The sequence below is a fragment of the Clostridium sp. D33t1_170424_F3 genome, assembly GCF_015667585.1.
GTDB lineage: Bacteria > Bacillota > Clostridia > Oscillospirales > Acutalibacteraceae > Anaeromassilibacillus.
On the sequence record NZ_JADPEG010000005.1, the window covers coordinates 49,965 to 62,945 of the forward strand.

General features: G+C 57.6%; 11 protein-coding genes. 6 read left to right on the forward strand and 5 right to left on the reverse strand.

Going from position 1 to position 12,981, the window contains the following annotated elements:
• Nucleotides 1-54: 54 nt before the first annotated feature.
• A complete protein-coding gene (ytaF, locus tag I4V53_RS04505) occupies nt 55-699 on the reverse strand; it encodes a sporulation membrane protein YtaF (RefSeq protein ID WP_207747839.1) in 645 nt (214 codons plus the stop codon).
• A 131-nt stretch (nt 700-830) separates the two neighbouring features.
• Here ytaF and I4V53_RS04510 point away from each other — a divergent pair, with 131 nt between their 5' ends.
• The 3 genes from I4V53_RS04510 to I4V53_RS04520 all read left to right on the forward strand — a co-directional run bounded on the left by I4V53_RS04510 (nt 831) and on the right by I4V53_RS04520 (nt 3,175).
• Nucleotides 831-1,343, forward strand: coding sequence for a ferritin (locus I4V53_RS04510; protein ID WP_195984197.1), 513 nt, complete (start codon nt 831-833; stop codon nt 1,341-1,343).
• Between the two features lie 112 nt (nt 1,344-1,455).
• The gene (locus tag I4V53_RS04515; protein WP_195984198.1) at nt 1,456-2,307 is read left to right on the forward strand and encodes a trypsin-like peptidase domain-containing protein; all 852 of its coding nucleotides are present in this window, start codon (nt 1,456-1,458) and stop codon (nt 2,305-2,307) included.
• A 34-nt stretch (nt 2,308-2,341) separates the two neighbouring features.
• Nucleotides 2,342-3,175, forward strand: a complete 834-nt coding sequence (locus I4V53_RS04520; RefSeq protein WP_195984199.1) for a helix-turn-helix domain-containing protein — start codon at nt 2,342-2,344, stop codon at nt 3,173-3,175.
• 70 nt (nt 3,176-3,245) lie between these two features.
• Here the strand turns inward: I4V53_RS04520 and I4V53_RS04525 are convergent, their stop codons facing one another.
• The 3 genes from I4V53_RS04525 to I4V53_RS04535 all read right to left on the reverse strand — a co-directional run bounded on the left by I4V53_RS04525 (nt 3,246) and on the right by I4V53_RS04535 (nt 6,198).
• Nucleotides 3,246-4,499, reverse strand: coding sequence for an MFS transporter (locus I4V53_RS04525; RefSeq protein ID WP_286167030.1), 1,254 nt, complete (start codon nt 4,497-4,499; stop codon nt 3,246-3,248).
• 118 nt (nt 4,500-4,617) lie between these two features.
• Nucleotides 4,618-5,259, reverse strand: coding sequence for a TetR/AcrR family transcriptional regulator (locus I4V53_RS04530; protein ID WP_195984200.1), 642 nt, complete (start codon nt 5,257-5,259; stop codon nt 4,618-4,620).
• A gap of 87 nt (nt 5,260-5,346) precedes the next feature.
• Complete coding sequence (locus tag I4V53_RS04535) at nt 5,347-6,198, reverse strand: HAD-IIB family hydrolase (RefSeq protein WP_195984201.1); 852 nt, start codon at nt 6,196-6,198, stop codon at nt 5,347-5,349.
• A gap of 138 nt (nt 6,199-6,336) precedes the next feature.
• Here I4V53_RS04535 and I4V53_RS04540 point away from each other — a divergent pair, with 138 nt between their 5' ends.
• From I4V53_RS04540 to tadA, 3 genes are read left to right on the forward strand one after another with little or no spacing between them, the layout of a single operon-like run.
• A complete protein-coding gene (locus tag I4V53_RS04540; protein WP_195984202.1) occupies nt 6,337-7,410 on the forward strand; it encodes a CPBP family intramembrane glutamic endopeptidase in 1,074 nt (357 codons plus the stop codon).
• Between the two features lie 11 nt (nt 7,411-7,421).
• Nucleotides 7,422-7,826, forward strand: a complete 405-nt coding sequence (locus I4V53_RS04545) for a cytidine deaminase family protein (RefSeq protein WP_195984203.1) — start codon at nt 7,422-7,424, stop codon at nt 7,824-7,826.
• A complete protein-coding gene (gene tadA, locus I4V53_RS04550; protein WP_353616470.1) occupies nt 7,827-8,309 on the forward strand; it encodes a tRNA adenosine(34) deaminase TadA in 483 nt (160 codons plus the stop codon).
• Nucleotides 8,310-8,439: 130 nt separating this feature from the next.
• Here the strand turns inward: tadA and I4V53_RS04555 are convergent.
• On the reverse strand, nt 8,440-12,981 hold a 4,542-nt coding region (locus I4V53_RS04555; RefSeq protein WP_195984204.1), incomplete at its 5' end, for a 3-keto-alpha-glucoside-1,2-lyase-like domain-containing protein.

The window sequence follows — 12,981 nt, forward strand, 5'->3', positions numbered from 1 at the left end:
TCCGGGGCGTTTGTTTGGAGGTGTGTTATGTTCGTATACGAATGGTATGTGCTGTCAGGATAATTTCAGGAACGCCAGCACCATCAGCAGCAGGCCGCTCAGCCAGGACAGGTCGAGAGAAAGCCTCTCCGCCACCTTGTTGCCGAGAAAGCAGCCGAAGCCAACCGCGATGATGTTTGCGGCGAGGGAAAAAATCACCGCCTGTACGGGATCGACGCTCGCGATGGCGGCGCCGAAGCCGACCGCCAGTCCGTCCAGGGAAAGGGCTACCGCCAGCGGCGCGGCCTCTGCGGGGGAGAGCGTTTTGGAACAGTCGCAGTCCGCGTTTTCCGGGTTGGCGTACACGTCGAGAATAAAATCCAGGTGCAGAGCGGAAAAAGAAATCTTTTTATGCAGACCCCGCGATTTGCGGATCATCGATTTCAGCGCGCTGTCGCAGAGCTTGACAATTCCCAGCAGAAACAGGATCACAAAGCAGACGACGCCTGCCAGATGGGCGGGAACATAGGGGCGCACCAATGAGCCGAGGGACAGGGAAACGGCAAGGATCGCGCTGCACACCAGTGTGATCACCGCGACGGAGCGGAACGGGATTTTGATCTTGTTGGCGCCGTAGGCGAAACTGGCGACGAATGCGTCTACAGAAAGCGCGGTCACCAGAACCAGCGATTCCAGCGCCGCAAAAATGGAATTGCCCAAGCAATCACCGCCTTTTGTCTTTTTTCCATTCTATTCCACACGGAAAAAAGCGTGACAGCGGATCAATCGACAGCAACCCCTTGCAAAAGCAAAACGCCGGCGCTATAATAACGGCAGAAGGAGTGAGCAAAATGTTGGATACAAAAGTGACGGAGCTTTTAAATACGCAGGTTAACAAGGAATTTTATTCGGCTTATCTGTATCTGGCCTTCTCCAATTACTTTACGGACGAAGGTTTGGACGGCTTTGCCAACTGGTATCAGGTACAGGCGCAGGAGGAACGGGACCATGCGATGCTGTTCCTGAAATATCTGCAAAACAACAGTAAAAAGGTGGTTCTGGAGGCGGTGGAACGCCCGGTGCAGACGTTTGAGAACCATCTGATCGTTCTGGAGGCCGGGCTGGCTCATGAGCGCTATGTCACGGAATTGATCCACACGATCTACGACGCGGCATATACCCAAAAGGATTTCCGTACCATGCAGTTCCTGGACTGGTTTGTCAAGGAGCAGGGCGAGGAAGAAAAAAACGCGGAGGATCTGGTGAAAAAGATGAACCTCTACGGATCCGATCCCAAATCGCTCTATATGCTGGATGCGGAGCTGGCGGCGCGCGTTTATGCGGCGCCCTCCCTTGTGCTGTAATACAGGAAATAGTTTCCGGCGGCTGCGTACTGCGCGGCCGCTTTTCTTTTGCGCGAATTGATGCTATACTGAAATCCATACCTGCAAAAAAGGGAGAATGAGAGGGAAAAACATGAAAAAGATGATTGCAGTATTGACGGCCTGTGCGCTGATGGCTTCTACAGTGGGCTGTGCGTCCCTGGTAAAGCTGAACGGCGCCGCGGACCAGAATCAGGCGCTCGGCCGGATCATGTCCGACTTGAGCGATGGAAATATGCTGACGGACAGCGACGGGCGCAGCGTTCCCGATACGGATTATCTGCCGCTGCCGGAGTTTGAGGCGCTGGAACCGAATACCGTATTTGACGTGGACTGGAAGTCTGTGGAAGGGGACTTTATGGCGGGCACGTCGTTTCTGGCCAAAACCGATTTGAGCGACCGGCCTCTGTTATTGACCGCCTGCCACTATTTTACATCCGATGAGATGGACGTGGACCTGCGGGATTTGACTGGTTACATATCGGGCGGCGATTTGTACGACGTCCTCGGCGACGGGGGTGAAAGTTCAGGAACGGTGGCCGGCGTTGTGCCGATCCCGGATGCGGAATCCGTTTCTGAAAACGGGAACCCGGACAGGGACCTTGCCGCGTTTTACGTGGACGGGGCAGGTGCGATGGGCGGAATTCCGTTTGCGGCGGACCCCTGCGAGATGGGCGATGTGATCTATCTGGCGGCCTGGCTGGACCATGATAATTCCGTCTATTACGACGACTGTCTGTATCCCTGCGTGGTGACGCAGGACGACGGAAAAGAGATCGGCTATATCCTCAGCGACGAGTTCAGCACGCAGGGCGCGAGCGGCGCGCCGCTGCTGAATGGCAAGGGGGAGCTGGTCGGGATTCACATCGGCTCCAACGGTTCTCTGCGGTATGGGCATTCCGCGCAGAGCATCCGGGAGCAGCTGGAGAACGCGCTGGCAAAATAACAGGTTACCTTTATGAGAACAACAGGAGAAAAACATGCAGGATTTTCTGAACCGGCCTTTACCGCAGCTGATGCGTAAAACCAGCGAACGGCTGTATATCCGGCCCCATCCCCTTTTACAGCCGTATATCGCGCACTATACGTTTTCCTACGCGGTGGAGAAGGGCGGGCCGAAAACGCTGCGGCTGGTTCCGGATGCAAGCGGCTGCCTGGTGTTCGCTTTTGGTCCTGCGAAGGTGGAAGGGCACTTCTGGGGGCCGACCACCCAGACGGTGGAGGTAACAAACGACCTGGATCTGGTGCAGCGCTTCTTTGTGGAGTTTCTTCCCTGCGGCGCGCACCGGTTCTCCGGCGTCCCGCAGCGGGAACTGACCGATGTGCGCATGTTTTCCGAGGTGATACAGCCGTTTTCCGGCCTGATAGAAATCGCGGAGCAGGCGGCGGATCTGCGGCAGCTGGTGGAGCGGACGGACCGGTTTTTTTTAAACCGGCTGGAACGGGGGCCGGAAGCCAGATTGCCCGCGCTGCTGCTGCCGGAGCTGCGGCGCAGGCACGGAACGTTGCCGGTCAGGGCGCTGTCGCAGGAGAGCTGCTACAGCGAGCGCCATTTAAACCGCCTGTTCCGGGAATCTCTGGGCATGGGCGTCAAGACGTACAGCAGGCTGCTGCGCGTCAACGAGGCTCTGCGAATCCTTCAATCCGGCGGCATGAGCCTGACGGAGATTGCGCACCGCCTGCAATATTACGATCAGGCGCATTTTATCCGTGATTTTAAATCGGTCTGCGGGGTGACGCCCTCCGCGTATGTGCGCGAAAGAGAGGCTTTCTACCAGGAAAGCTATAAATTCCCGGCGGCGGAAGAACCGTAAAAAAACAGTGCGGATCGCTGCGATCCGCACTGTTTTCTATTTTGATACAGCGTCCGGAATCATAATGAGATCAACCGGCTTCGGCTGTCTCCAGCTGAGACAGGTTGCTGAAGGTCTTTTTGGAAACCAGCGCGGTCAGGGAGGCAATCAGCACGCCGGCAAAAATGATGACATATGTGTGCTCCGACAGCGCCTCAAATAAGAAGCCGTACATCGCCTGCCCGACGGGCTGGGAGCACATGGCAAGCGCCAGCACATAGGCGATGACCTTGCCGATCAGGTGGTTGGGCGTCTCCTTTTGCAGGAAGGACAGCATCATGACGCTGAACAGCGTGCCCATCGCCATGAAAAGGAAGCCGCAGGCGGTAATAATTACGTAGGAGACCATCGCAGGCGCGCCCACCAGCAGGGAAAAACCCATCGGCAATAGAACCAATGCCGCCGCCAGCAGGACCAGGTGCATCTGCCGCAGAGAGAGGCGGGACGCCAGCGCGCCGGTCAGGATGCCGCCCGCCAATGCGCCGCCCGCCAAAAGGCCCTGCGTCAGGCTGTACAGCGAGTCGGGAAGCTGTAATGACACCTTGATTAAAGAGGGGACGCCCACCGTGACCATGGCGCTCAGAAACAGGTTGAACAGCGAGACAAAGACCAGCACCTTTAAAATGATGGGACGTTCCCGCGTCATAAAATGCAGGCTTTCCTTCAGGTCGTTTTTGGCGGTGGCCAGCACGCCGCCGGAGGAGTCCAGCTTCCGGAAGGGGATGTGGATAAAAATCTCCATCACCGCGGAGACAAAAAAGCTGGCCGCGCTGGCCCACACGACGGGCGTCAGGCCCCAGACCGTATAGAGCAGGCCGCCCAGAATGGGGCCCAGCAGGCTGGAGAGCGCCTGCACCTGGTTGATGATGGCGTTGGATTTGAGCAGATTTTCTTCACTGGACAACACAGGAATGCTGGCCTGTACCGCCGGCTGGTAAAACGCCTGAATCACGGAGAGGCACACCAGCATCACGGCGATGAGCACCGACGCGTTGCCGATACCGGATAAAAAACCGAACGCGACGACCAGCAGTGCGGTGATGAAATCAAGCGCAACCATAATGTTCCGGCGGTTGACGCGGTCTGCCACCATGCCCGCGATAGGAGAAAACAGGATCATGGGAATCATCGAGATTGCCAGCACTGTGCCGAACAGAGCGGTGGAGCCGGTCTGGTCCAGCAGATACAGCGGCAGGGCAAAGCGCAGAATGGCGTTGCCGAACAGGGAAATGATTTGTCCGACGACAACCAGGGAGAAGTCCCGGTTCATGAGTTTCTGGTACAAGGATACCGCCCTCTTTCAAAGTAATATAGTATGTGGTTCTCATTGCTGGAAACAGTCGATAGATACCGAACGAAGGTATGAAAAGAGAGAAAAGAAAAGCCATTCATACAAGAATGGCCTATTCAGGAATAATGCTGTCGCGAAAATCGATGGCTGCGGCCCAGACTTCCTCATCAATAATATGCAATCCAAGGTTATTCAGGAAATCCGCCAGATAGCGGAGCTTTTGGGAGAATTCCTCCCGGCTCACGGAAAATACAATGGGATTGATCCATATGTTCACCAACAGCAAAATGGTTTCCGCCGCCTGTTGGGGGTAGGCGATGGAAAGGGAGCCGTCCGCGTTTCCCTCTTCTATAATTTCCTGCAGCAACGGCGCCATGGAAATACATTCCTCCAGCGCCTGCGTCAGGAAGCGCGGGTTTTTTAAAAGGGAAGGAAACAGATGAAACATTTCACGTTGCTTTTTATTGGACAGCGAGAGCAAAAACAATTGACGGATCTTTTGAAATCCATTCCACCCCGGCGCATTTTTAATCTTATCAAAAGGATTGATTTCCATACTGATGCGGTCGCAAACGGCATTGACAATGTCGTCCTTCGATTTAAAATGGTGGTAAATCGCGCCCTTGCTCAAATCGCCCAGCGCGTCTACGATGTCCTGAATGGTGGTTTGTTCATATCCCTTTTCCCAGAACAGCCTGGTTGCCGCGTCCAGAATCCGGTTTTCGGTGATTTCCGGGTATTTGTTGCGTGCCATGCGGGCGCCTCTTTTCATACATTCGTTTGGTATGTATATAGTCTATCATGCGCCGTTTTCGCTGTCAAGCAAAAATTGGAGCATATTTTAGATCAGGCAGAGTTTGCGCAGCGCCGTGTCGATCCCGTCTTCCTGCACCGTGCCGGTTACAAACGCGGCGACTTCCTCCAGCCGCTTTGTGTGGCGGCCCATGGCGACGCCGGTTCCCACAGCGGCGAGCATGTCATAGTCGTTGTCCGCGTCGCCAAATGCGCAGGCGCTTTCGCGCGGGATATGAAAATACGCCAGGACCTGTTCCACACCTGACCCTTTGGAGACGCCCTTTTGCCCGACGTCGCAGGCCTGGTTGCCGGGCTGGTCCGTGATGTCGTACCGGTCGCCAAAGTCGCGCAGAAAGCGGTCCCGCTTGTCCATCGCGTCGTACATGACCATCAGCTTGTTGATTTTCAGCCCATCCAGAGAGGACAGCGGCAGGAAGTTTTCTTTTGGGAAGCCGTATTTTTGCATCATGCCGTGAAAACAGCGTTCGTTCAGATCCTTACAGTAGCAGAGAGCGGGCGTTTCCAGCACATAGTTGAGTTTCGCCCCGTCGAGGTAAGCGGTCAGGTCACGCAATGCGTTGGAAGCGATCGCCCGGTCATGGATTACCGCGCCGCCGCATTCGGCGTGCGCGCCGTTTGCGGTGATATAGCAGCCGAACCGCCGCAGGTCCGGCAAAATGTAACACTCGGAGCGCCCGGTCGCAAGTACGGTGAGGATGTTCTGCTCCTGCAGGCGCGCAATGGCCGCACAGGTTTTCGGGGTGGGGGAAAACACGCCGGCCGGTCCGTCGATGAGCGTGCCGTCCGCGTCGAAAAATACAGCGCCCTGGTATGGTTTTGTCATCTGTTTCATCATCCGCCTTTCCCAATCCGCCGCACGGCGGTCTTTCACACCCATGCATTTTACCACCGCGCGGCCCGGCGGTCAACCGACGTTTTGTTTGCATCGCGGAGTGGGGTATGCTATAATACAATTTATTTAGTTATTTGCCTGTTTATCCGGTTTATCCGGCCTGTGATTAAAGGAGGTTTTCTTATGGTATATCCGCCCAACACGCAGATTCCGCAGGAGCGCGTCTATGTGCCGTATCCGGTGCAGCCGCCGGCCGCGCCGTATCCATATATGCAGCCGGCAGTCCCCGGCGACCTGGGCAACCCGGAGGAGAAGCGGAGCCTGGGAAGAACCGCCTGCGGCCTGTGTTGGATGCTGGTCGTTGTTGTGGCGCTGATGGTGTCCATTCCTTCCGCCGCCAACTTGTTTCTGCAATCGGTCGGGTTCCGATGGCTGGGAAATAACGAGTACGGCGGATACACGCCCCTTTTGTATTATCTGGTCAACGGCGTCACTTATATCCTGGCGTTTGCGATCCCGCCGTTGTTTTATCTCAAGATCAAGCGTGTTCCTCTGGCCGCCGCGCTTCCGTTCCAGAAGACAAAATTCGGCACCTCCCTTGCCTGCATCGGGTTGGGGATGGGCGTCTGCATGCTGGCGAATTACCCGGCAAACTGGGTTGCCGACCTGCTGGACCGTCTGGGTGTGAACGGCACGCTTCCGGATTCCCCGCTCAACGGCGAGCCGTCCATTCAAATCCTGTATTTTATCTCTCTGGCGGTAATCCCGCCCATCGTGGAGGAGTTGGTCTTCCGCGGGGCAATTCTGCACGGGCTGCGCCGCTTTGGCGATGGTTTTGCCATTTTGGGCTCCGCGTTTCTGTTCGGCATGTTCCACGGCAACTTTATTCAGATTCCGTTCGCGTTCCTGTGCGGGCTGGTGCTGGCGTTTGTCGTGGTCAAGACGGGAAACCTGTGGGTGTCCATTGTCATCCACTTTATCAACAACGGGATGGCGGCGGCCGTGACCCTGCTGGAACGGCAGATGGGGGATGGAATGGCCAACGCCCTGTATATGCTGGCGTTTTATATCTGGATTGTGCTGGGGATCATTGCGGTGATTTTCCTGGCGGTGCGCCGGCAGCGCTTCTTTTCGGTGGAGCGTTCTGCCAGCACGCTCCGCGGTTCGCAGAAATTTGGGAAACTGGTGGGCAATGCGGGAGCCATTGTGCTGCTTGTATATTGCATTCTGTCCTGCTTCCTGATGCTGTATCTATAGGAGGAAATTTGATGAAAAAGCAATTGGAACCGGCGGATTACGAGCTGCTCGCGTGCGCCCGTGAGGCGATTACGCGCAATTACGACGCGGACCAGTTCAACCATACGGTGGGCGCGGCGGTACGGTGCGCCGATGGGCAGATCTTTACCGGCGTCAACCTGTATTCCCTGCACGGGGCCTGTGCGGAGCAGGTGGCGCTCGGCGCGGCGATTACAGCGGGCGAACGGGATTTCACCTGTATTGTAGCGGTGCGCGGCGCGCAGGGGGAGGAAGTGGTCCCACCCTGTGGCAACTGCCGGCAGATCCTGTTGGACTACGCGCCCAAATGTGCGGTGATTCTGGAGGATACGGACGACGGGATGTTCAAACAGTACGCGGAGGAACTGCTGCCGTTTGCATACCGGATGGAGGGATGAGTGCTGGAAACACGGGATGAAACCTATATGCGCGCGGCGCTGGAGCTTGCCCGGCAGGCCGCGCTGGAAGGGGAGGTCCCCGTCGGCGCGGTTGTGGTCCATGAGGACCGCATCGTTTCCACCGGACGCAACCGGCGGGAGACGGGCAAAAACGCCCTCTGCCACGCGGAGCTGGAGGCCATCGACGGCGCGTGCCGCGCGCTGGGCGGCTGGCGGCTCTGGCAGTGCGAGTTGTATGTGACGCTGGAGCCGTGCCCCATGTGTGCGGGCGCGATCATCAACGCCCGGATTCCGCGGCTGGTATACGGCGCGGGGGACCGGAAGGCCGGTTCCTGCGGCTCGGTGGTCAACCTGTTTGCCTTACCGTACAACCATGCGCCGCAGGTGGTGCGCGGCGTGCTGGAGGAGGCGTGTGCCGCCGAGCTTTCCAGCTTTTTTAAAGAGCTGCGCGCCAAAAGAAAACAGCAGGCCCGGGAACCCTGAAACATACGAACACCCTCTGCGCGACAATTCGCGCAGAGGGTGTTTTTTAATCCTTATCCGAACGGTATTCAGTCAATTGTCACCGGTGTTCCGGTGGGATCGCACTTGTCACATCTTTTAATGACAGCAATCAGCCGATTGTCACGGTGCAATGCTTAACCGGCTGCCTGTTCAGGGTGGTGTAAACGCCCGCGCTTGCGCCCGGTGCGCCGACCGCCCAGACCCTGTAGTAATAGACAGTGCCGATCTGTGCGACAAACTGGGTCTTGAGGACATCGCCGTTGCCCACGGTGAAGCTTGGGGCCTGGCCGCTGCCGTTGACGACCGTCATCTTGAAGCAGTATGCGCTGCCTCTCTTCAGGGTAAAGTTCACGGTGGTGTCGGAAACGACCGATGCTGCCTTCGCCACATCTGCGCCGACTGTTGCGGTACCCTCCGCGCCGTAGGTGTTGGCAGGCGCGGTGTGGGTGGTTTTACTGTTGCTCTTGCCGGTATTCTTTACGGCCAGTGCGTTCTGTGCGCTGGTCAGCTGCTTATCCGCGGACTGTACCTGCTGCTCGGTCGCCTGCGGATTGTTTAATACGATTCTGGCGTTGTCCAGCGCCTTCTGGAAGGTGCGGACGCTTGCCGCTGTGTATTTGCTGGTATCCACGGTTTCCGCCTTCTCGACGGAAGCCTTCAGCGCGTCCTTGTTCGGGATCAGGAGAAGGTTTGCCATGGCTTCGCTGAGCGCGGAAGCCGCCGCGTCGACTTCCTCCTGTGTGGCGTTGGCATTGTCCAGGACCTTTTCCGCGTTGGCAAGCGCTGCGCGGAACGCATCCTTGCCTGCTTCCAGATACAGGTCGAGGTCAATGCCGGAAGCGGTGTCAAAATAATATTGGAGCGTTTCCTTGTTGGTCGCTTCAACCAGATTCATCAAAGCGTCTTTCAAAGCTTTGTAGGCCTTGTCCACGTCCGCCTTCAGCGGCTCTGGCTCGGCGATCAGCGCTCTGGCCTCGTCTGCGGCGGCCTGCAGCTCCGCCCAGCTTGCCGGGGTGTAGCCGTTTTCATTCAGGGCGTCGACGATGGCCAGCAGGCTTTCCAGTTCATCCGTGCTGCCTTCCGCGAAGCTCAGCAGGTGGATGACCTTGAGCATCCGGGACCAGGCATCGTCAACCGCTTCCTGGGACGCCGTCTGGTCGGCGTATACGGCCTGCGCGTTTTTCAGCGCGTTGTCGAACGCGGTCTGAACCGTGCCGATTGCCGCCTCGTATTCCGGCCCGTTTTGCAGCGCTTCCGCCGTGTCGACGGTCTGGCGGAGGATCATTTTGTTGACCAGAGTAAAGGTGAATTGCAGCTCGTCGCCCGGCTTGGCGGTGTAGGTGAAGGCGCTTTCTCCAGTCTCGCTGTCAAAGTCGATCTGAGAGGAGAGGTCCGTGCCGTTGCAGGCAGCGGAGAGAAGCGTGCGGCCCTCTATGGCCGGGACAAAGGTCAGGGTCAAGGTTTCATCCGTCTCTGCGGTATACAGGCCGATCAGATCGGAGAGCGGCTGCTCCTCGCCGTTGACGGTGAGGTTTGTATTGACGGTGTAGCGCACGGAGACCTTGTTGGTTTCCGGCGGGATGACGGGGGTGAAGTCCTCGGAGGACGGGGCGTTCATCGCGGAATAGAGCAGACGGACCGCCAGGGCGACGTCCATCTGGCTGGCGTTTTCCGGCATGGCTTCCGCGTCGGAAATCGCGCGCTCAAGGCGGGCAAGGCTGGTCTTGGTGAACGCGGAGGGATCCAGCGATTTGGCCTCCGCCAGCATCGCCGCCAGTTTTTCACGGTCTTTTTCCGTGCTTTCGATATAGTCGGTGACAGTCGTCAGCTCGTCGGAGAGGCCGATTTCCTTGCCGTCTTTCAGTGCGAAGATGCGCGCGTAGTAGGAGCCGGCTTCCGGTACGCTGAAAGCGACCTTGTCTCTTGTGTGGCCGCTGTAGCGGACGTTGGTTTCCTCATGTGCGTATACGCCGGGCTCCGTGCCGTACAGGACTTTGTAGCCGTTCGCACCGACCACCGGGTAGTCGATGAGAAGGGTATTGTGCGCGGAAGTGATCTCTGCGTTCATCTGCGCGGGTTTTTGGATATCCGCCAGTTCCTCGTCCGTCAGCGGGCGGACCAGTATGTTGTCCCCGTCAAATGCACGGTTCCAACTGCGCAGGCCGATCTTGCCGTTCTTGTAACGGCGGGAGGTGTCTTCCCACTCGCGGACCAGTGTATCGTCTACATAGAATTGATGCTTGTCGTGCCAGACAATTACTTTAAGGGTATACGTGTTTCCGGCCGAATAGTTTCCCTGATCGCTGAACAGGCTGTTCCAGCCGCCGTTTGCGTAGCCGACCGTCCAGAAATTGTTGCCAATGCCGAAATAATAGCCGTTGTAGCCGTCGGCGCCGTTGCCGATGTTTGTGCTGCGGTACATGATACCCGCGTTGTTGTCTCCCGGTGTGAGCGTGATGTCCGCCTGTACGACATAGTCGCTCCAGGCCTCGTCGCCCGCCGCCGCCTTGACGTTGTCGTTGCTGTCAAAGTGCAGCTGGCCGTTTTCCACGCGGATCCGGTCGGTGTTACCGTATTTGGTCCATTTGGCATTGGAATCGTCCGCATCTTCGAAGTCGTCGGAGAAATTTGCCTCAACGTACTCCGGGTAGATTGTGCCGCCGTTGCCGGTATCGGGCTGGAAATCTTCGAAGACCTTCAGGTCCTCTTCCGTCACCGGGCGGACGTCCACACCGTTCGCGACAAAAGCCTCTTTCCAGGAGCGGAATCCCACGGTGCCGACCGCATAGCGGGTGTCGTAAAAGCGGTGAACCAGGACGTCGTCCACATAGATGGCGAAATACGAACCGCGCACGACCGCTTTGATGGTGTAGGTCTGGCCGGCCTCGAATTTCTGATCGATGGTCTTGATGTAGTGCCATGCGCCGTCCGCATAACCGATGACGATGCCGTTCTTGCCGACGCCGGCGTAGTAGCCCTGGTATTCGTCGGCGTTGTTGCCAAATTTGGTGCCGCGGAAGATCAGGCCGACGTCCCTGTATTTGTTTTCATCGATGGTCACGCGGCCTTCCGCCACGTAGTCGGTCCATTCGTCGGATCCGTCGATATTAAGAACCGCCTTGACGCGTTCCCCGTCGCCAAAGTGGATCTGGGAGCCGTCGTCGCCCGCGGGCTGGATTTCCACCAGGCCCTCCGGGTCATAGATTGTCCAGTCGCGCCGGGTGTCCTCCACACTGCCAAAGCCGGAGTAGGAGGCCTTCATCGCGTTGGGGTCGGGCTTGAGGACGTCCTCTTCAGAGGACGGGGCGAGGACGCGCGTTTCGCTGACGGCTTCACCCTGGATCATGGCGGTTACCGTTACCGTGTAGGCAGCGGTTTCGTCCAAACCGTTCAGCACGATCGTGCCGTTCTCGTAGCCGGTGACGGTGCGGGTAAAGTCTTCCCCTTCCACGCCGTAAGAGACGGAGAACGGGGTTTCCTGCGGGTCCAGATTGGTCAGCAGGGTGGCGGAAGTACCGGAGCGCTTCGCCAGAATCACGCGCAGGCTGTCGATGGAGCGTTTGACCGGGAGGACTTCGATTTCATCGACGGTTACATCTCCGGTGAAACGGATGTTATTGTACTGGCCTGCTTTAAAACGGAAATCGCCGGACAGCAGATTTGCCAGGTTTTCAATTGTCGCCTCGCCGGAGGAGAGGTCGATGGCCTGCTCATATTTGCCGTTGATGATGACCGTGCCGGCGCCGCTGCCCGCGATGCGCAGGGTATAATTCTTTGCAGCGGGAACGACCACGTTGTCAAATTCCTGATAGGTCACGCCGTTGACCGTGAGAACCTTGGAATATACGTCTGCGGGTTTCAAAATGGTATCGGAGGGCTCGCCAATCTGGGGGAAATGTGTGATGCGCAGGCGGCCGCTGCCGTAGGGGATCAGCTCGATATCCTCCACCAGTTCTGCGTTATAAGGGGTGGGGCCAAAGGGCTGCGGTCCGGCGAGGTTGCCGTCCAGACGCCATTCGGGGATGATCTGGCCCTTTGCCTTGAGCACGACAGGCGCGTTGTCGATGCTGAAGGGCTGCAGCGCCACTTCGTCCTGTTCGACAATTTCAAAGCTTTCCGCGGGATTGGCCCGGTCGACGATCAGGCCGTAATTCCAGCGGCTGGCGGGATAGATTTCGCGCAGGGGGGACTGCTCCTGATGCGCGGCTTTGATATCGCGCGCGTCGTTGGATTCCTCGGTGCGCCAATCCTCTTCGATTTTCAGGCTGAAAATCAGGGGGCCTTTTTCTACCGCGACGGAATCGTTGTACCAGGTGGAGGTCTCGATTTCGCTGGGCAGGCGCAGGTCGATCTCGTCGCCCGCTTTCCATTCACGGGTCACAGTGAAGTATTCGCCGGAGACGACGCCTTCCTGCGCTTCGCCGTTGACAGTAACGGTCGGAGCAACGGCCCATTCAGGAATACGCAGCTGGAGTTCAAAGCTTGCCGTCTCGCCGTCGTAGGTCAGATGTACAGCATCCTTGAACGGATAATCGGTTTCCTGCACAAATTTGGCGGTTTTGCCGTCCGCGACCTTCGCGGTGACGCTGTTCGGGCCGTAGGCCACGAGCGCCAGGCCGTCGTTGGCGGTCGCCATCCACATGTTCTGCAC